Genomic DNA, 19,584 nt, shown 5'->3' on the forward strand with positions numbered 1-19,584 from the left:
CAGGACTAGCAATGAATCAGACCATAGATTTTGATACTAACCCAACAGTTGCTGCTAGCGAATATGACAACATGGCACGTATGGCACTGCCTGGTTATGAAATAATGCATACAATGGTGTTGGCTTGTTTGCGATCGCATCTGCCAGAAAAAGCAAATCTCTTGATTGTCGGTGCTGGTACGGGGATGGAGTTAGTGAGATTTGCTCAAGTTAATCGAGAGTGGCAAATGTTAGGTGTAGATCCATCTGCTAATATGCTGGCTGTTGCCCAAGAGAAAATACAGCAGCATAACTTATCTGAACAAATCAAATTATTTCAGGGATATACCCACGATTTACCGACTACGACTTTATATGATGCGGCAACTTCTATTTTGGTGATGCATTTTATCCCAGATGATGGGAGTAAGTTAGCTTTTCTCCAAAGTATTGCCCAACGTTTGCAATCATCTGCTGTTTTTATTTTGGTAGATGTGTTTGGTGAAACAAACACTCGTGAATTTGAGCAGACTGTTTCTTTCGTAAAAAAATATTGGGAAGAAATGGGGATACCGCCCCAGAAAATGACACAATTGCTAGAAAGGATCAATGATGGTGTTCATTTGATTAGCGAAGCCAGGGTCTTGGAATTATTGCAGCAAGCTGGCTTTAGCAGTGTGATGCGATTTTATACAGGTCTTTGGGTTGGCGGTTGGGTGGCGATAAAAAATAGAGATTGAGAAAGCAGCGATCGCCACCAAGCCGATAATTAGTTTTGCTGGGCATCATGAATGACAAAGAGAATTGATCCAACCGTAAATAGCAAACTGGCTGATAAATGCAAAGCAACGTGTAACGAAAAACCTTCTGTGAGTTCAACAATTGCATCAATCTGAAAAATCAATGAACCGATCAAAAATAACCAACTGACGAGTGTGAGAAGAACGTTGTCTGGTTTATTTTTGTCTACAGTTGTCGTTTGCGCTGTTTGCTTTTCAAAGGTCTGTAGCATAGTTATACCGTTTAACTGCAAGTCTGATACATTTGGCTATCAGATAAGGAAGATAAGGGGGAGGATTTGTATCAAGAATAGGACTGCGCACAGTCTACAAACCCTTGGCGTCTGCCGTTCCGGTAGACACGAAGTGGCTTCTGAAAGTAGCCGCTAGCGCGTCTAAGGCGTCTTAGTGGTTCAATAAATTAAGCTTTTTGTACTTTTTGTCAATTCTTGGGTAAAAGTCTTGAAGAATTTTATGAAATGGTATATTTCCTTCTGCCCTCTGCCCTCTGCCTTCTACTTCATAGTAATTCCGTTCGTTTTGAGGTCAGTGTTTGAAAACGCCAAATGAAAGTTCCTGCTGCGATCGCCACTGCTATTAATAGTCCCAACCACAAGCCAACGCCGCCTAAACCCAACTGAAATCCTAACCAATAGCCACTGCTTAATCCGATACACCAGTAAGACAGAAAACTCAGTAGCATTGGCACACGGGTATCCTTCAAGCCTTGCAATGCACCGTAAGTAATTTTTTGTACCCCATCAAACAGATGCGCAATTGCCCCAACCCGCATGATTGTGGTTCCAAGCACTACCACTGGTGCATTCTCAGCAGAATCAATGTCAATATACAAGCTAATAACTGGTTGAGGAAATAACAGGAGTGCGATCGCAACTATTGCTGTCCATACGGTTCCAGTACCGATACTGACAATGCCTGCTTGTCTTATTCCTGCAAGGTTTTGTCGTCCCAACCACTGACCGATCCGTGCAGTCGCTGCAAATGACATTCCCAGTGGGATCATAAAAAGCAAATTGAAAGTTTGAAACACAATCTGATGTGCTGCTAGTCCGTCAGTTCCCCACACTCCCATGAGATAGCTGACGGCGGTGTACACGGCAATTTCCAGCGCCGAAAACACGCTGATCGGCACTCCTAATTTAAGTAATTCCAACAGTAGTTGTGGTTTAAACTGATGTAAGTAATGGAAGAATTGGTAGGTTCTGAGTTGCTTGTGTTGCAATAAGTAGACAACCAGTGCCAAAAACATTCCCCACAGAGTTAAAACACTTGCTAAAGCAAGCCCTGCAAGCCCTAAGTGGGAAGAAAATCCAAGTTTGCCAAACCCCAAAACATAGTTGCCCAAAATGTTAAAGAGTGTGCCTGCAATGACAATTATCATAATGGGACGTGTTTGAGACACCGCTAAAACAACTCCTCGAAGCATGGCAAATCCTAAAGCTGGGAAAAGTCCCCACAGCATAATATCTAGATACACATTTGCTAGCTTTACTATCGTCGCCGCTTGCCCAAGCTGATCCATGATCAAATCCACATGAGCGATCGCGATCATCATCGGGATAGTCAGCAGCAAACATAACCACAATCCTTGCCGTGTAAATTGCTCAATGCGGGTTTTATGACCTGCACCGTAAGCCTCTGCAACCAATGGACTGATACCCATTACCACACCACTAGCGGTCACGAGAAATGAGAAAAAAGTGATCGAGGCTAAAGCCCCAGCAGCTAAGGTTTCTCGTCCCAGATGACCCATCATCACCGTATCAACAAAGCCCGTTGCCAGCTGGGCAACTTGGGCGCTGGCTAAGGGAATCGCAAGTTGCAAAAAAGCTTTGAGTTCTGTGCGGATACTCGACCGAGAAGGATATAGGGTTGCCATGCCTGGAAAACCTTTCACGTTACAATTTATAAACTAGGTAAACTCAAAGTTCTCAGCTATCACAATCCTGCCAGCCTTGCAAAATCCTGCTGTAAGTTTTGAAGGAAGCGATCGCACTAATGACCGATAATTCCTCAATCGTACAAGCCCCTAGATTTATCTATCAAACCAATCAAAAATCTAAAATCGGATGACGGCATTTCATTCCTCGAACCACCATAATCCAGACTTGCTGATTGTCTCCAGTCTGGATTTAGGCTGGGAAACTCTTCTGGTTGAGGAGTATCGGCAACCACCCGGAGGCACGGAAATGCAAGCTGAAGCAGATCCCGTGATTGTATTGTGTCTGGCTACCCAACCTCATCGTATCCATCAAGTAATAGGCGATCGCCAGTATACCGGACTTTATCGGCAGGGCGATATTGCTATCACTCCTGCTGGTGTTGCCAGTAGCTATCAAGCTGAGGGGAATGATCACTACTTGTATATTCAAATTCCCTTGGTATTTCTCCAACAGGTTGCCGAAGAGGCTATGGAAATCAATTCTAATCGAGTTGAACTGTTGCCAGAATTTCGCGTCCGCAATCCTCAACTGGAGCAAATTTTGCTACTGCTGCAATCCGAACTGCATCGGGGTGGCTATATGGGGCGATTGTACGTTGAGTCATTGGCGAATGCATTGGTAGTGAATTTACTCCGAGATCATGCAATTACCCGATCTCGTGTCGCACAATTTGAGGGTGGATTGAGCGATCGCAAACTGCTTCAAGTCACAGATTACATAAATGACGCTTTAGATCAAGACATCAAGCTTGCTGATCTTGCCCAATTACTAGGCATGAGTCAATCCCATTTCAGCCGCCTATTCAAGCGCTCAATGGGGCTGTCGCCTCACCAATACCTCCTCCAACAACGAGTCGAACGGGCAAAGCAATTACTCAAACACACGAATCAATCCCTTGTCGAGATTGCTTTGGCTTGTGGCTTCGATAGTCACAGTCATCTCAGTAGGCAATTTCGACAGCTTACAGGTAGGACACCCACAGCCTACCGATCAAATTAAATCTCTTGCATGGTACAGTATACGTCTCAAATCGCTTATGCAAGAGTGAGCGCAAAAACACGTGTTGCTGCAAGCATCCCCCTAAGATCATCTAGTGCTCAATTGCTTTGTATCGCGCCTCAATCAGGGCTGCCACAATCACAGGTTGCTGCTGTCCCTGACTCTCAAATTGGTTTGCCGTCTCCTTTGCATGAGTCAGTTGGGCAATTTCTCTAGTATAAGGAATGTCACTGAATTGCCGAACATATGCAACTATAAGTGCTGTTGGACTGATTTTGTCAAAATCACTAACTGAAGAACTAGACATGAGACTTCGTGGCATTAGTCAGGAGAAAGGTTAAGGGGGAAGGGTTAAAGGCATTAAAAAATCCTTTCCCCTTTACCCTTTAACCTTTTCCCTACTCTTGTAAAGGGTACTTTTGCAAGAGGCCTATAGTATGAACTTGAATAAAAATCTTTGTGTCTTTATGTCTTGGTGGTTAATATTCATCCTATCCACCACCAAGACATCAACTTACTTACTCCCCGTAGTGACCGCCAGTGATCTTACCCCGGAACACAATATATTGATAAATGTTGTAGAACAACATCACGGGGATCAGCGCACCAATGAAAATAATCATAAAAACCAGCGCACTCGGGTCAGCAGCAGCTTCATAAATAGTGATTTGAGTGGGAATAATGTAGGGAAAGACAACCATTGCCAATCCTACAAATGTTAGCAAGAAAAGCAGAATTGTCCAGATAAAAGGCGCTCTTTCTTCTTGACGAAATAAGCTTCTAATTAATAGCGAAATCAACAAAACCCCTAACAAGGGAATTAAAGCAAATACGTAAACCTGTGGACGATGAAACAAACGTTCTCTAGCGTAGTCGTAAAATATTGGAGTACCAATTGTAATCAAAATGGCTCCGATCAAAGTTGTTACCGCCGCAATTTTCGCTGTTTTATAGTGGGTGTCTTGTAATTCGCCTGTGGTTTTCCAAACTAAGTAAGTAGAACCAATTAGGACATAACCTTGGATGAGAGTCAAAGCTACCAGCACAGTCTGCCAACTCAACCAATCCCAAGTTGTACCGATAAAGTGACCTGCTTGGTCTACCTGAATTCCTTTGAGTACGCCGCCAAGGGCGAATCCTTGACCTAAGGCTGCAAGAAAACTACCAGCACCAAAGGCAAAGTTCCACAATAGTTTACGCTTAGCTTGTTCACGAAATTCAAATGCTACAGCACGAAAAATAAATCCAAACACCATCAACAAAATGGGGATGTAAAGGGCATTCAAAATCGTGCCGTAAGCAAGGGGAAACGCCCCAAACAAACCACCACCCATGAGAACTAACCAAGTTTCGTTAGCATCCCAAATATTACTCAAGCTAGTCATTAAGATGCCACGCCGTTCTTCTGTAGAAGCAGTCAGAGATAAAATTCCTACCCCCAAGTCAAACCCATCCAGCATGACATAGAGAAACAGGAAAAGAGCTAAAATACCGAACCATACCTGCGGTAAAAAATAACTTAGCGTCTCCATCAAACCTCCTATTGTTGTGCTTCCACAGGACGTTCATCAGGGATAAACTCTCCAGGAGTAGTTTCTACTGCGGGTTGGTCTTCTACCCCTGGTATTGGTAAATCTAGTCTGGGGCCTCTGCGAATAATCCTACTACCAAAATATAAAACAGCAACAAACAACAGGCTGTAAACTATAGCGAAGCCTGTTAAAGTTGTTAAGACGTTACTAGCAGGGACATTTGAGGCAGCGTCAGCTGTGCGAATCAGTCCGTAGACAGTCCAAGGTTGTCTGCCCACACAACGGACTATCCAGCCTGACTCTACTGCTATGTATCCTAAAGGAGCAGCAAAAATCCAGCCCAGCATTAACAAGCGCTGCTGGGCAATGTTTTCTGGGGAGAGTTTTCCACGTAGCCATTGAATAGTACTGACTAGCATCAATCCTGCTAAAAAGAAGCCAATAGCAATCATGATCCGGAACGAGTAGTAAATTAATCCTACTAGGTGTGGTCTATCGGCTGGTTGCCATTCTTTTAAACCGAGTACAGGTTCGGAAAGTTTTTGTTTGAATTCCAAGATGTAGCCCAAAGCCCCAGGAATAGTGATTTCCCAATCATTTTGTTCTGCTTGCTCATTGGGTAAAGCTATTAAACTCCAATCTGCTGGCTGTCCAGCTGGGGTTGTATGCCATTGTGCCTCCATTGCTGCTAGTTTGGAAGGCTGGTAGTGATATACTTGTTCCCCACTCAAGTGTCCTACATATAACTGCAATGGTGCAACAGCGATCGCAGCTGCTAAAGCAATCTTAAAAGCCTTGGCAAAGAAGGCGCTGTGACGATTATTGAAAATATACCAGGCACTAATTCCACCAATTACAAACAGTGATGTCTCCAGTGTGCCTAAAAACATATGCGACACACTCACCGCCATAAACGGATTGAAAATACCCTGAAAGTAATCGTGGACAATAAACTTACCGTTGACCATTTCTCCACCCGCAGGAGTTTGCAACCAAGAATTAGCTGCCAAAATCCAGAAGGTTGATAAGTTAGCACCAACAGCAACCAGAATCGTAGAAATAAAGTGAATGATTGGGTGGACACGTTCCCAGCCAAAAACCATAATTCCTAAAAAAGCCGCTTCTAGCATAAATGCCCAGGAAGCTTCAAAGCCGATGACGCTACCAAAAAAATTACCAATTGCTTCCGATAGAGGAGCCCAGTTTGTGCCAAACTGAAACTCCATCGGAATACCAGTAGCTACACCGATACCAAAGTTTAAAATGTAAAGTTTTGACCAAAAGCGGGCATGGTAGTAGTAATCTGGGTTACGGGTCTTTAACCATATTCCCTCTACAATCACTAGATAAATTGCCATACCTGTAGTCAGTACAGGCCAAAGCATATGAAATATGGCTGTCAGCGCAAACTGCATCCGCGACAACGCTACAGTGTTAGACAAAAATTCCATAAGTTCTTCCCTTCACTGCTTGAACAACTGTGTGTCAGGATTGTCACCCACTACATAAGCAGTGAATACGAGTGACTGTGACAATTCTTTACAAATTTTTAATGTATGACTTGTTGTCGTGAAAGTGTGAGGGAAGCAATCATAAATACTTAGCAACTATTTAATCTTGATTCATTACGTCAAGTTTACGGGGTATTATAAACACGATTAATTACCTCTGGAACTACCTACATTCCCTTGAGAGACGTGGGTGAATTGCAGAGTTAGCTAAAAAGATCTTGAGATTGTACTTGTATTGTCGTCGTTATTATCAAAAGACAAAATTATAAAGCTCAATTTATATACTTCATCAAAATTTTGCTAAATCTAGTCAGAAAGTTAAAATTTACACTAACCTATTGAAGAAGTATAATTTTCCTAAAGTCAACCTTTATACCCATGTCAAACAATCTTGTATATATCATCATGGATAGCTGTCGATATGACAGCTATGCAGCAGCTGCAACACCCAATATTGATCAACTAGGAAAAGCAGAGTGCCGTTATAGCTATGCATCTTGGACTTCCCCCTCTCACTACACTATGCTGATGGGTATGATTCCACATCAAAGCCCGCGTGGTGTGTTCGCTTCAGAGGTGTACAAGCAGGAGTTTGTCAAATGGGTAGATCGTTTAAATATCCCAAATCTGTCTTTTAAAACTTTTGTGCCTTACTTATCTTTACCGAAAGTTTTACAGGACAATGGCTATAAGACGATCGCCAGAGTTTCTATGCCTGTTCTTAATCAATTTACTAACATTAATAAGCATTTTGATGATTATAAATTAATGCCGAATCATAATGATTTTCCATCCATGATTAATGAAATGGAATTTCCTGATGACCAACCTCGTTTTTACTTTTTCAATTTAGGTGAAACTCATTATCCTTACATGCTGAAGGGAGATGATCTGCCTCGAATTTCAGGTGTACATGGAGTGTTTAAAAATATCGATGAGTTTCTGCTAGTTGGTGAAAAATCAGAAGAAAAAAGCTTTTTTGAACCAGAAGAAATGACTCGTTTACATCAGCAACAAATTAGTTGCGTGGAGTATGTAGATAAATTGATTGGTGAATTATTTAATAAATGTCCTGACAATACTCACATCATCATCACTGCTGATCACGGGGAATTATTTGGGGAAGACGGTTATTTTGGACACGGACCAATTATGCATTCTAAGTGTTTTGAGGTTCCATTTTTAGAGGGAATACGCCCGTAGTCATAAATGTGAAAGTTGGCATTTTAACTATAAGATTAAGCCTCAAACTAATTTGAAAGGCATCTACCATCTTACTGGTTCTTTGTATTTAGATAATATTGAAGATGAATTGAATTAGGAAATAGCGATTAGCGATCGCCTCATGGAAGATACAGGCAAAATTTTTTGATGATTATGAAAATTTACTAAATCTTCTAAGTAATTTCCTAATTTTACTCCTGTAGTGTGAATCAAAAGTTGAAAAAATATTAGGAATCAATAATTAAGTGTGTCAAAAAGAATTGTGTTGCTGGTGCAACTCTTTCCTGCGTAATTTTTGTGTTCCAGAACTTGATGTACTTTCATTGGCATAATGACTCAGGTGCGAATTTTTAATCCAGAACCAAACCGAGGATTGAGTGAGGCTAATTTCCGTAAAATTTGCAAGAACGGTTTTGGCGATGGTAATAATGCCTATGCCCATTCGATGTCTTGGTTCAATGGACACTTATATGTTGGAACAACTCGCGCGAACCTCTGTCTTATCCGTAGTAGTATGCCTCATGTCAAGATTGATATGTGGCCTGTTGAGTGTCCTCATAAAGTCTATACCCCAGAATTTGAACGGAATTGGGCCCGAGCAGAAATCTGGCGCTACAATCCAGTCATCAAACATTGGGAACGAGTTTTTCAGGCTCCAATGACCTTGGCTAAGGAGGGAGATGAGTTCAGCCGTGACCTTGGCTATCGAGGCATGGCAGTATTTCAAGGGAAATCAGACCCAGAACCAGCGTTGTATGTCAGTACTTGGTCAAGGTCGCGGGCCAATGGCCCACTAATCATGCGTACAGAAGACGGCAAAAACTTTGAAGTTGTCTCTAAACCAGGGTTAGTAGGTTTACCTGTTACCAGCTTGCGCTTACTGATTCCTTTCAAAGGACGCTTGTTTACTGCACCAACCAGTGCAACTGGAGGTAATGCAAATACCTCTGGGGTCGCTCAAGTATATGAAAGTAGTGATCCTGCTAAAGGAGAATGGCGTACTGCAAGCGATCGCGGATTTGGTGATCCTGAAAATCGCACAATCTTCGAGTTAAGAGGATTTGGAGACTATCTCTATGCCGGAACAGTCAATAATAATGGTTTTCAAATCTGGCGTACCAAAGCAGAAGGAGAACCTCCTTATCATTGGACTAATGTCATTACCAACGGTGCAGGTCGTGGCAGTCTGAATCAAATCGCTGCCAGCATGATGGTTTTCAAGGATGCCCTTTATGTGGGTACTGGTATCCAAAATGGTGGTTACGATCATCTTAACAAGATTGGACCTGCTGGGGCTGAAATCATCAGGATTCATCATGATGGTTCTTGGGATTTACTTATGGGGGATATCCGCGATGGCAGATATCCCCTGAGTGGATTATCAGCAGGGTTCAATAATCTATGCAATGGCTATGTCTGGAGAATGGGAGTACATGATGGTTGGCTGTATACAGGAACTATGGAATGGAGCGACATTATGTGCTACATCTCCTTAGAAGGGAGACCAGACAAAACAGTTCGGATGCTCAAGCAAGTGGGATTAGAAGAGATCGTTAAATATCAAGGTGGTTTTGAAGTGTGGCGTACTTTTGATGGTGAGAACTGGCTACCAGTAACTCGACAAGGATTTGGTAACGTCTATAACTATGGAGTTCGTAACTTTATTTCCACTTCTTATGGTCTATTTATCGGTACAGCCAATCCTTTTGGTCCGCGTGTTGCAGTTCGTAAAGAGGGAAAGTGGACATATGTAGACAATCCCAATGGTGGCCTGGAAATTTTGCAAGGAACTTTAGATTGGGATAGTCAACTAAAAGTAGAAGAAAAACCTCTGTGTTTGTAAGAAAAGAGTTTGCAAATCAATCCCATTTATATAGATTTTAGGAAAAATTGCTGAATTTTATGTATTACACTAATTTTTATGCCTGCTATTAAACTGATTGGCTCAAATCTCAAGTTTAGCCAATTAGCCAGAGAATAAATTCTCTGGCTAGATACTTAGACAAGTGCAAGCTATCAGGTATCCAAAACTTACCTCTAGTATTAAAACGAAAAAGCTGGATTACAAAGCCTAACGTAAATGTCTCTTTGATTATCAGAAAAAGCTCTTCTACCATGAAGTAATCTGGTATTATCAACCATCAGAATATCTCCTTTTTGCCATGCAACTAATTGGGTTAATCTATCAGTAATTTCTTTGAGTTCATCAATTACATTCTCAGGAATTCGTGAATCATCTTCAAACCTGACCAGACTATTATTTCTGCCCTGTACTTCTTGCTCTATAACAGGTAAAATGTTGTTAAGAAATACCTTGTAATTACCACATTTACTAAGAACAATTGCAGATGTTATGTACTCAGTAGTAATAGATTTTTCTGCTTCATTTACCTTCAGGTGCATATCATTCTCATTGCATACTTTCTCTACCACTGCTAAATCGTTAGTTTGATAAATTTTTGGCCAAATGTCCTGAGGATAAGTACGAATATACTTCAAACGCTGAGAATGGAATAATTCTTTAGTAGTTTGGCTTAACTCATTATAAACTTGAATGCCATCACAAATAGTTGTCTCGCCATCACTTAATGCCGGAGTAGCACAGTAAAACCACATCATCTTTGGCTGTGTTTTCGTGTAGTACATTTCTCCATGAAAAGGAACAGCACAAGCAATTTTGTGACCTGTTACAGATAAGACAGTGTTATCTCCATTGATAGAATCTCTACTATAAGCACCGCCGACATAAGTCATAAAGCTAGTGCAATATAATTCTGTAAATTTTTTAAATTTATCTACGTCAGTCTCAAATCCTCTAAAAAGTATTAGACTAGAAGACTTAAATAATTTAATAACCTCATCTACATCTAGATTCAGAATACTTTCATCGCCTGTTCTCTCAACAGTAATACCAAATTGTTCAGTAATGGGTGTTATTTGCATATTTATAGATGGCATAATTTTTGTCTGGAATGTAAAGTATTGTTACTCTAGTTTATGGAGTACTCTACAAGTCTGTTGCAAATTGGCATTATTTAGCTTGCATCCTAAATTTCAGCGTTAAAAATATTACGGTAGTTAGACACCCAAGCGCATGATGTGGTAGTAGCATAGCTAACTGCAAATGCTGGTTATCAAATTATGGTTATGTAAAAAATAACTCCACTTTTGTATTATTACTTAAGTAGTAGGGTTAGAGCAAGAGCAGCTTTACTTAGAGAGAAATTAAATAATGTGGCGATTGCATGGTCAAGTGTCGTTCTTGAGTAATATCTGACAACGACAAAAAATTACCTGTAAATTTTATTAAGTAATCTTCTTAACTTCTTAATATTATTTTTATCAAATATTTGTATAAAATTTACTTTTATTTATTAATACTTAGTTTTTTAATATACAATACTTATACAAGTAATAAAGCTCTGCAAAAAATCCGAACACAGCTTACTCAGATTTTTAGAAATAGGTCTCAGATTTGAAATAAGGAGTACGATAAATGCATATAAATTTAAGCAAGCTAGTTTCGTTGCTAGCAGGGACTGCGGCTGTAGTTGGATGTTTGTCAGGTAAAGCTACCGCTAATTCTACATTTCAGGAAAATTTACCTCCTGGCTATCAGCTCAGTGCAGGTACACTAGTAGTTGGTCAGTCATGCTCTTGTGCAAGTTTTGGACTACCTGGGGCACCCTCAGCGCCTCCTTGCGCTCCAACTGAAGGTAATCTTTGCTTTGGTAGTTCAAATACCCGCTACGCTTGGGCTTACACCGATGTTGCTGGTATTAAAGGAGAAAAGTGTGCCGAAAAACAGAATGAAGGTTTGATGATTGGGCCTTGTTTTCAACTTGATGGTGACGATGCTGTGGTGATTTATGGCAAAACACCAGATCAGATTACCTACTACAGCATGACCTTATACAACTCTTTGGCATATAATCCATCTTCAAGTGATTATGCCATTACTATGGCAAGCATCAATCTCGACCTGAACAACAGAAACCTACAAACTACTACTTCCTCACCATTCAACAGCAATTACGCACTAGTCATCACATCAAATACAAACACATTTAATGTTGTCAAAAATGCCTTGATTAAGTCTGGCATTCCTGCTAAGGCAATCAATAGCTATTTGTTTCCAGCCAAGTATGCTAACGCCGCTACAACTACCAATCCTACACAGTTGTCATTTTTATTCCGCATGACAACCCAGACAGCGCAAGAGAGACAACGGGTCAATGCCTTTGTAGAACAAACTGCACCAAATACTAAAGTTGTTTTTGTTAAAAGTCCAGGTACTACTGGTGATGTTACCGATGCTAACTTAAAACGTTGGGAAGACAATTTAAGAATCGACAATAGCGAATACCAAAAGTTGCTAGACCAAAAACTCAATTCATTACAAGCCAATGTAGTTAGCTACTATCAACAGCAAGGGTATACCCTGAAACACACAATCACCGAAACCATAAAGCATTCAGATCCGGTAGCTTGCAATGAAAACTTTGGTTTTTGTGCATATGATTCGCCAAATGCTCTTTATACCTCCTATACCTGCGACTTTTCTCCTGTGGTAACAGCAGTTGGTTGTGGATTTGTGCTAGAAAATGGTGATTTTTTGATGCTGATTGGCGTAGACCACTCTACTGTTGTCACAGACCCTAACAAGGGACTAGCAACTTATTTTTCTTACGAAAGTAAGGGATTTGCCAACGGACAAACATTTTCTTTTGTCGGACTTAATACTCAAGGTTCAGCTAATCGATTTTTCTCCTCTGGTGATGGCACTAATTTGTTTGCTATTCGGATTAATCCCTACTCCTGTGCCAATGATCCCTATTGTGTTATTCCTTTTAATCAAGGAACCCCCCAAGAAAATACATTTTTTCTCTTAGGTCGTGTTTATCTCGATCATGTCACTGCTACTGGTCCTAATCCTGCTAATCTCATTCCTGCTCGTGTACTTTGGTTTACTAAAAACAACTAGTACTAGTGTCACACTAATTCTGATAGTTTCAATAAACCCAGCTTATTCAAACAAAGAACTTGGCCGAACTACAAACATTTGGCAAAGATTTTAAGCCAGTAAATGCGAACTAAACAGCGTTATCAAGAATTGGTGAGGCGACTGCAAAAAAAGGGAATCGACCCAGAAAAGTTGTAATTAGTTGAAGAATAAGCGATCGCATCTTGCCACACCATGATTAATAAACCTCTTGCATGAATCCTAAAAACCCCCGTCAATCCCCCCGTGAACGTGGGAAGATTTAGTTCCCTCCCCGATTTCGCTTAGGGTAGGGTGATTTCGTATAACCAAATAAAAATCACTAATCCCTACTAACTTCTTAAAACTCTTTGTGTTCTTTGTGTCCTTTGTGGTTAGCTAACATAAATATCTCTGGGTGAGAAGGGACTAATTAAATTTTCTCTATTTGTATGAAATCACCCTGCTTCTCGATTTCGTTTAGAGTTAAGGTGGGATTCAAAATATTTGTGCAAGAGGTCTAATATTTGACCAGCCAATCTAGCAGTAGGCGATTCATCTTTTGAGGTTGTTCAAGCATAAACCAATGTCCTGCTTCTTCAACTCTTTCATACCGCCATTCTGCTGCTACATATTTGCTTGATTCTTTGATTTGCGCTTCCCAGAGAAAATCGTCTTGCTGACTCCAGATAGCAAAAGTAGGAACAGACACCAATTGAGGTTTAGGTAATTTTCCCTCTAGGGAAGCAAGCAAAATTTCAGGAAGTGGGTTGGCTTGCTCTAATTTTTGCATTCCTTCGAGTACACCTGGCTTTAAAGCACGTTGCAAAATTTTCTCCCTGTCTGGGTGAGTACGCAGCACTTCGCGCAACAATCGACCATTGCTAGCGCGATAAAGCTGAGGTGCAACTTTATGGATGTTCAAAAAGTAAATCCATTCATAACGCAGAATATCAAAAGATAAATCTAGCAAACAAGCCAAGTGACCAACTGATATAGTCACAAAACTCTTTAAACGAGTTGAGTAGGCTATTGCAATTTCCCAGCCGATCACAGCCCCATAATCATGCGCTACTAAATGAACTTTATCTAAACCAAGACTATCGAGTAGGCAGATAATATCATTGGCTAGAGTGAAAATTGTATACCGCTCAATATCCTGGGGTTGATCACTGAGTCCGTAACCGAGCAAATCTGGACAAATGACGCGGTAGCCTGCATTCACTAAAGCTGAAACTTGATTTCGCCATAACTTACTGTCATCAGGCCAGCCGTGCAGTAATAATACACATTCTTTACCTGAACCTGAATCTTGTAAATAGTACCGATCGCCTTTTACTTCTACATGTAGGGTATTGCACATGAGTTTTGGTATTGAGTATTACATATCAAACAACCTCAACATTACTCAAGCCAAAAGTGTATAGTCGTTCATATTTTTGCTATTGAGAGCATATTTTTGCTAGTAATTCCGAAACTCCTTAGGAGACAGACCAACCAAGCGCCGAAAATGACGACTAAGATGGCTTTGATGAGCAAAACCACACATCAGCGCTACATCTGCAATACTTAAATCCAATTGTTTGAGAAGCTGCTTTGCAAGTTCTACTCGCCTATAAATTACAAACTGATGCGGTGTCATGTGTAACGACTGTTTGAACAGGCGACAAAAGTAATAACAACTAATTCCCGCTATATTTGCTAAGTCTGCCAGTTTGATATCTTCACTTAAATTTGCTTCGATATAATTTATAACTTGCTTGAGTTTATATTTTGGTAATCCCTCAGAATATACAGGAAAATAATGTTTTGATACGGAGAAATTTTTAATTAAATGTACTGCTAGAGCCGTACCAAAAGACTCACCGTATAAACTTCCTGCTGGACACCCAGCTTCTAAATCCGCTTTGAGAGCATTGACCACGTTTTGAATTAATGGGTCAAAAATTTGCCATTTTGGTATAAATTCAAGTTGCTTCCTATCTAATATCTGACCAACAATTGTTTCCCAAAATAGGGATTTAAATGTCAGTATCGTAAAAGATATTGTTTCTTCCCACCATGTCCAATGACTAGTGTAAGCCGGACAAATACAAATTTCGCTACCACCAAGCCGATATGACAAATGATTACCACCCATACGGCGTTCATGATGCGTCCATGAATTGATATCCATAATTTCTAGCGTCAACTGTTGCATCGTGTGTTCGCAAGTTTCGGAACCAGGATGTTGATAGTGAGCGAGAAAAATATTGTTCCAGTTAGCTTGTTGGCTAGTCAATAATGGTGGACAATAGAGAACTTGATTCAAGTCCTCCATATTCGTCATATCTAAATTTGGCAATATGGGTTTAGGCATGAAGTGAGATTATTTTATTCTTGGAACATTCCTTCTGCTTGTTGTCTACCAACTCCTACTTTTTCTGGAGATATTTTCCCTGTTTTAACGTACAGAATCTGAGAAGAATTCAACCATTGGGAATCAAAAGCACCTAAATGAGTAGTAGTAATTATTGTCTGAAAACGGTCTTGAATTGTATCAAGTAATTGATTTTGACGAGAAGGATCTAGTTCAGCTAAAACATCATCGAGAAGTAGCAGTGGTGGTTCTCCTACAACATCTTCAATTAGTTGCAATTCAGCTAATTTTAAAGCTAGTACGAGGGTTCTTTGCTGACCTTGGGAACCGTATTGACGCGCTGGCGTTTGATTAATTGTTAATTCTATTTCGTCTCGATGTGGCCCAACAAGAGTAGTGCCTTGATGCAATTCCGCAATAGTTCTTTGTTGAAGCTTTTCTAGAAAGGCTTGCTGCACCTTTTGTGAGTGATTTTGTTCTAAAGGAACGTTTGGTGAGTATTTGATTTGCAAAATTTCTTGACTGCCACTAATGCTAGCGTGCCACATTTTGGCTATGGGAGCGAGTCGCTGTATAGCTCGTTCTCGACGCCTAATTACCCGTGTACCTGCTGTCGCTAGCTGTGCATCCCATATAGCTAATTCTTCAGTTTGCACAGGTACGCCTTGGCTAGTCTCGATATTGCGTTTGAGAAAGGCATTACGTTGACGTAATACTTGGTGATATTGTTGTAATATATGGGCGTATATTGGTTCTAGTTGAATCAACAGAGTATCTAGCCAGTGACGACGACCTTCTGGACCGCCACGTACTAGTTCCAAGTCCAAGCTAGAAAATTGTACGGCATTAAGGACACCGAGAAAGTCAATTTGTCGCCGGAGATTTTCACCATTGAGGTTAACTGTACGACGACCATTACGACGCAAAATTAAGTTGAGAGTGCTAATGCCAGTTTCTCGTTTGAGAGAAGCACTAATTTGAGCAAGTTCTTCTGCTTCTTGCACTAAATCGCGATCGCGAAAGGTACGATGCGATCGCAATGTTGCTAATAACTCCACCGCCTCCAGCAAATTAGATTTTCCTTGAGCATTATTGCCCACCAAAATCGTTTTGGGAGCAGTAAACTCAACTTGCTGCTCTTGATAGTTACGAAACTGTCGCAGATGGAGGGTTTTTAAATACATACGGAAGTGTGGGGAGTAGGGGAAGTAGGAGGTGGGGAGGTGAGGAGATGGGGAACTCACCGGCCCCCACTCCCCTCAAGGAGTGGGGATTAGGGGCAGTGGGGAGAGAACTTCTCCCTATCACCCCATCACCCCTACCCTACGGGAAGCCTATGAGCGCGTCTACACCCCATCACACGGTTTTCTTGCCCATCACTCGGAAGAAAATCTTTTCTATTTCAATCCACACAAACATTAAAGCGCTGAAGCCAAGACAAATCCACAATTCTGGCAAAGTAATATAGTGAGTGCCGAAGAAATTGCGCAGGGGAGGAACATAAACCAGCATCAGTTGCAAGATTGTGGTTAAAACAACTGCCCCTAATACATAAGGATTGGAAAATGGATTCATCTCTATTGTCAGTCTGTTGTTGGAGCGAATTGCGATCGCATGACCCATTTGGGCAAGACACAGGGAAGTGAATACCATTGTTTTCCACCGTTCTGGACTCAGCCCATCACCAGATATGCTAGTGGAATGATTGTACGCCCACATCATCAAAATAATGGTAATGATCGCAAAAATAATCCCGATCCGAATCATGTAAGACCCCAAGCCTCTAGCAAAAATACTTTCACGGGGACTGAAAGGCGGACGCTTCATCACATCTGGTTCGGGGGGTTCTACAGCTAAGGCTAAAGCTGGTAAACCGTCTGTCACCAAGTTCATCCAAAGAATTTGTAGGGGTGTGAGGGGAACTCCTCCTAATCCCAAGATAGGCGCAGCTGCAATCGTGAGAACTTCACCGATGTTACTACCCAAAATGTATTTGATAAAACGGCGGATATTAGTGTAAACAACCCGACCTTCCTCAGTCGCAGCAACGATAGTGGCGAAGTTGTCATCTAGTAGCACCATGTCGCTGGCTTCTTTACTAACATCAGTGCCAGTGATACCCATAGCAATACCAATGTCAGCTTGTTTGAGGGCTGGGGCATCGTTGACACCATCACCAGTCATCGCAACAAATCTGCCCCGACGCTGTAAAGCTTGGACAATTCGCAGTTTGTGTTCTGGAGCGACTCGAGCATAAATACTTACCAAGTCTACATTTTGCTCTAGGTCTTGGTCGCTCATCCGTTGCAGTTCTTGACCAGTCAGGGCGCGATCGCCTGCTTGGGCAATTCCTAGATCGGTCGCGATCGCCCGGGCTGTTAACTGGTGATCACCGGTAATCATTATCGGTCGAATGCCTGCTTCTCGACACTCTTGTACCGCCGCCCTCACTTCTGGACGGGGTGCATCCAGCATTCCCACTAAGCCCAACCAAACTAATTCTTGTTCGGATGTCTCATCTGAACCTTCCGGTGGAATTTCCCCAAGGGGTTTATAAGCAAAACCTAGCACCCGCAGACCATTAGAAGCCATGCGATCATTTTGAGCTAGTATCTCATCTCGCTGTTTTTGAGTCAGGGGAGTAGTGCCATTACCTACATAAAGTTGAGTGCAACGAGCCAAAATTAATTCTGGTGAGCCTTTGGTAAACATTAAATAGTTATGGGAGTTCACCAAATAGCTAATAATCGGATCAACATCAGTTAAAGATGAGACACCAGTTTCTACTTGTTCAACTCTAGAAATTACACTCATCCGCTTTCTTTCTGAAGAAAACGGAAACTCACCCACCCGAGGCAATTTACTATCCCACTGGTCTTTTTCAATTCCTCCTTTGGCTGCCAGTGTCACTAATGCACCCTCTGTTGGGTCTCCTAAAATAGTCCACTGTCCTTGTTGCTGTTGTAAGACAGAATCATTACAAACAGCACAGGCAACTAATAAAGCTTGTAGTTCTCGGTAATCTTGTACCTCGACTTTATTATTTTGCAGTTGAAACTCGCCTGTAGGAGCGTAACCTTCTCCTGTAACGCGGAATTCTTGATGGTTGGAAGTTTTTTCACCTGGATTTGAGGTAGAAGCATTGGTGTAGAGAGATTGCACTACCATCTTGTTCTGAGTCAAAGTCCCGGTTTTATCAGAACAGATTGTAGTTACAGAACCGAGAGTTTCTACTGCTGGTAGTTTGCGAATTAAAGCTTTGCGCCGCACCATGCGTTGAGTTCCCAAAGCTAGGGTAACGGTGATCACAGCAGGTAAACCTTCTGGCACGACCGCCACTGCCATACTTAAAGAAACTTCTAATAGTTCTGTTAAGTTGCCACCACGCAGCAACCCTATAATTACAACAACAGCTACCAAAACCAAAGAACCTGTCACCAGAACATTACCAAGCTGAGTCATCCGTTGTTGCAACGGTGTAGGTTCACTTTCCACCGACTGTAACATGGCAGCAATTTTGCCGAGTTCGGTTTGCATCCCGGTATTGGTAACTAGAACTTTGCCCCGTCCTTGGACAACTTCTGTACCTTGAAATACTGAATTGATGCGATCGCCTATTCCTGTCTCTTCAGGCAATGTGGTTTCTGCCTGTTTGTTAACCGCTTCGGCTTCACCCGTGAGTGCCGATTCTCGGATTTGCAAGTTTGATCCTTCCAGCAAGCGACCATCTGCTGCTACTTGCACTCCTGCCTCTATGAGCATCACATCCCCCGGCACTAAATCCTTAGCTGCCACCTCTGATGGTTTACCATCACGAATGACACGGACGTTGGGAGAGGAAAGTTTTTTCAGCGCTGCCAGGGCTTTTTCGGCACGGCTTTCTTGAACATAACCAAGGATTCCATTGAGGACTACAATTGCTAAGATTGCGATCGTATCTTTGAATGGTACTTCTCCCGCTTTTAACTCGCCCCTTTGCAAAGCCAGCAAGTCTAAAATCCCAGAAACAATTGCCACAGCGATCAGCATTAACAACATGATGTTTTTGAACTGATCTACCAAAATTTCCCAGGCACTGCGACCACCAGTTTCTTCGAGTTCGTTCGCTCCGTATTGTTCCAATCGCTGTTGCGCTTCTTGAGGTGATAAGCCAGTGTCTGCATTCGTAGAGAGCAGTTCTATTGCTTTATCAACTTCTAAACTGTGCCAAACAATAGTTGAATCAGGCAGAGAATGAGCAGACATCGTGTAGGTTA

The 19,584-nt window shown here is 41.6% G+C and carries 15 protein-coding genes; 5 read left to right on the top strand and 10 right to left on the bottom strand.

Annotated features, from left to right (window positions below):
- The first annotated feature begins 11 nt into the window (after positions 1 to 11).
- The gene (locus tag RS893_RS15490; RefSeq protein ID WP_315784788.1) at positions 12 to 719 is read left to right on the top strand and encodes a class I SAM-dependent methyltransferase; all 708 of its coding nucleotides are present in this window, start codon (positions 12 to 14) and stop codon (positions 717 to 719) included.
- 29 nt (positions 720 to 748) lie between these two features.
- Here the strand turns inward: RS893_RS15490 and RS893_RS15495 are convergent, their stop codons facing one another.
- Positions 749 to 991, bottom strand: a complete 243-nt coding sequence (locus tag RS893_RS15495; RefSeq protein ID WP_315784791.1) for a hypothetical protein — start codon at positions 989 to 991, stop codon at positions 749 to 751.
- Positions 992 to 1,278: 287 nt separating this feature from the next.
- Positions 1,279 to 2,658 (bottom strand): MATE family efflux transporter, encoded by a 1,380-nt coding sequence (locus tag RS893_RS15500; protein ID WP_315784794.1) that lies wholly within the window; start codon positions 2,656 to 2,658, stop codon positions 1,279 to 1,281.
- Between the two features lie 190 nt (positions 2,659 to 2,848).
- Between RS893_RS15500 and RS893_RS15505 the strand changes: the two genes are divergently transcribed.
- Positions 2,849 to 3,721, top strand: coding sequence for a helix-turn-helix domain-containing protein (locus RS893_RS15505; protein ID WP_315784797.1), 873 nt, complete (start codon positions 2,849 to 2,851; stop codon positions 3,719 to 3,721).
- A 91-nt stretch (positions 3,722 to 3,812) separates the two neighbouring features.
- Here RS893_RS15505 and RS893_RS15510 read toward each other — a convergent pair whose 3' ends face one another.
- The 3 genes from RS893_RS15510 to RS893_RS15520 all read right to left on the bottom strand — a co-directional run bounded on the left by RS893_RS15510 (position 3,813) and on the right by RS893_RS15520 (position 6,704).
- Positions 3,813 to 4,028, bottom strand: coding sequence for a hypothetical protein (locus tag RS893_RS15510; RefSeq protein WP_315784799.1), 216 nt, complete (start codon positions 4,026 to 4,028; stop codon positions 3,813 to 3,815).
- 211 nt (positions 4,029 to 4,239) lie between these two features.
- On the bottom strand, positions 4,240 to 5,253 hold the full coding sequence (gene cydB / locus RS893_RS15515; protein WP_315784802.1) for a cytochrome d ubiquinol oxidase subunit II: 1,014 nt from the start codon (positions 5,251 to 5,253) through the stop codon (positions 4,240 to 4,242).
- Positions 5,254 to 5,261: 8 nt separating this feature from the next.
- Complete coding sequence (locus RS893_RS15520; protein ID WP_315784805.1) at positions 5,262 to 6,704, bottom strand: cytochrome ubiquinol oxidase subunit I; 1,443 nt, start codon at positions 6,702 to 6,704, stop codon at positions 5,262 to 5,264.
- Positions 6,705 to 7,142: 438 nt separating this feature from the next.
- Between RS893_RS15520 and RS893_RS15525 the strand changes: the two genes are divergently transcribed.
- Together RS893_RS15525 and RS893_RS15530 are read left to right on the top strand one after the other, a co-directional pair.
- Entirely contained in the window at positions 7,143 to 7,967 is an 825-nt protein-coding gene (locus tag RS893_RS15525) for a sulfatase-like hydrolase/transferase (RefSeq protein ID WP_315784808.1), read from the top strand.
- Between the two features lie 352 nt (positions 7,968 to 8,319).
- Positions 8,320 to 9,831, top strand: a complete 1,512-nt coding sequence (locus tag RS893_RS15530; RefSeq protein WP_315784811.1) for a hypothetical protein — start codon at positions 8,320 to 8,322, stop codon at positions 9,829 to 9,831.
- Between the two features lie 200 nt (positions 9,832 to 10,031).
- Here the strand turns inward: RS893_RS15530 and RS893_RS15535 are convergent, their stop codons facing one another.
- The gene (locus RS893_RS15535) at positions 10,032 to 10,946 is read right to left on the bottom strand and encodes a TauD/TfdA family dioxygenase (RefSeq protein WP_315784813.1); all 915 of its coding nucleotides are present in this window, start codon (positions 10,944 to 10,946) and stop codon (positions 10,032 to 10,034) included.
- Positions 10,947 to 11,484: 538 nt separating this feature from the next.
- Between RS893_RS15535 and RS893_RS15540 the strand changes: the two genes are divergently transcribed.
- Entirely contained in the window at positions 11,485 to 12,972 is a 1,488-nt protein-coding gene (locus RS893_RS15540) for a hypothetical protein (protein ID WP_315784815.1), read from the top strand.
- 517 nt (positions 12,973 to 13,489) lie between these two features.
- Here the strand turns inward: RS893_RS15540 and RS893_RS15545 are convergent.
- The 4 genes from RS893_RS15545 to RS893_RS15560 all read right to left on the bottom strand — a co-directional run bounded on the left by RS893_RS15545 (position 13,490) and on the right by RS893_RS15560 (position 19,573).
- Positions 13,490 to 14,332, bottom strand: coding sequence for an alpha/beta hydrolase (locus RS893_RS15545; protein WP_315784818.1), 843 nt, complete (start codon positions 14,330 to 14,332; stop codon positions 13,490 to 13,492).
- A 99-nt stretch (positions 14,333 to 14,431) separates the two neighbouring features.
- Positions 14,432 to 15,328 carry an AraC family transcriptional regulator gene (locus RS893_RS15550; RefSeq protein WP_315784821.1) on the bottom strand — a complete coding sequence of 299 codons (897 nt, stop codon included), beginning with the start codon at positions 15,326 to 15,328 and terminating at the stop codon, positions 14,432 to 14,434.
- Between the two features lie 14 nt (positions 15,329 to 15,342).
- The gene (gene recF, locus RS893_RS15555; RefSeq protein WP_315791993.1) at positions 15,343 to 16,512 is read right to left on the bottom strand and encodes a DNA replication/repair protein RecF; all 1,170 of its coding nucleotides are present in this window, start codon (positions 16,510 to 16,512) and stop codon (positions 15,343 to 15,345) included.
- A 172-nt stretch (positions 16,513 to 16,684) separates the two neighbouring features.
- The gene (locus tag RS893_RS15560) at positions 16,685 to 19,573 is read right to left on the bottom strand and encodes a cation-translocating P-type ATPase (protein ID WP_315784824.1); all 2,889 of its coding nucleotides are present in this window, start codon (positions 19,571 to 19,573) and stop codon (positions 16,685 to 16,687) included.
- Between the last annotated feature and the right edge of the window lie 11 nt (positions 19,574 to 19,584).

The organism is Fischerella sp. JS2 (genome assembly GCF_032393985.1).
In the GTDB taxonomy this organism is placed as follows: domain Bacteria; phylum Cyanobacteriota; class Cyanobacteriia; order Cyanobacteriales; family Nostocaceae; genus Fischerella.

Coding starts and splice junctions, on each gene's coding strand:
- RS893_RS15490 (WP_315784788.1), top strand. CDS start 12: ATGAATCAGACCATAGATTTTGATACTAACCCAACAGTTGCTGCTAGC.
- RS893_RS15495 (WP_315784791.1), bottom strand. CDS start 991: ATGCTACAGACCTTTGAAAAGCAAACAGCGCAAACGACAACTGTAGAC.
- RS893_RS15500 (WP_315784794.1), bottom strand. CDS start 2,658: ATGGCAACCCTATATCCTTCTCGGTCGAGTATCCGCACAGAACTCAAA.
- RS893_RS15505 (WP_315784797.1), top strand. CDS start 2,849: ATGACGGCATTTCATTCCTCGAACCACCATAATCCAGACTTGCTGATT.
- RS893_RS15510 (WP_315784799.1), bottom strand. CDS start 4,028: ATGTCTAGTTCTTCAGTTAGTGATTTTGACAAAATCAGTCCAACAGCA.
- cydB (WP_315784802.1), bottom strand. CDS start 5,253: ATGGAGACGCTAAGTTATTTTTTACCGCAGGTATGGTTCGGTATTTTA.
- RS893_RS15520 (WP_315784805.1), bottom strand. CDS start 6,704: ATGGAATTTTTGTCTAACACTGTAGCGTTGTCGCGGATGCAGTTTGCG.
- RS893_RS15525 (WP_315784808.1), top strand. CDS start 7,143: ATGTCAAACAATCTTGTATATATCATCATGGATAGCTGTCGATATGAC.
- RS893_RS15530 (WP_315784811.1), top strand. CDS start 8,320: ATGACTCAGGTGCGAATTTTTAATCCAGAACCAAACCGAGGATTGAGT.
- RS893_RS15535 (WP_315784813.1), bottom strand. CDS start 10,946: ATGCCATCTATAAATATGCAAATAACACCCATTACTGAACAATTTGGT.
- RS893_RS15540 (WP_315784815.1), top strand. CDS start 11,485: ATGCATATAAATTTAAGCAAGCTAGTTTCGTTGCTAGCAGGGACTGCG.
- RS893_RS15545 (WP_315784818.1), bottom strand. CDS start 14,332: ATGTGCAATACCCTACATGTAGAAGTAAAAGGCGATCGGTACTATTTA.
- RS893_RS15550 (WP_315784821.1), bottom strand. CDS start 15,328: ATGCCTAAACCCATATTGCCAAATTTAGATATGACGAATATGGAGGAC.
- recF (WP_315791993.1), bottom strand. CDS start 16,512: ATGTATTTAAAAACCCTCCATCTGCGACAGTTTCGTAACTATCAAGAG.
- RS893_RS15560 (WP_315784824.1), bottom strand. CDS start 19,573: ATGTCTGCTCATTCTCTGCCTGATTCAACTATTGTTTGGCACAGTTTA.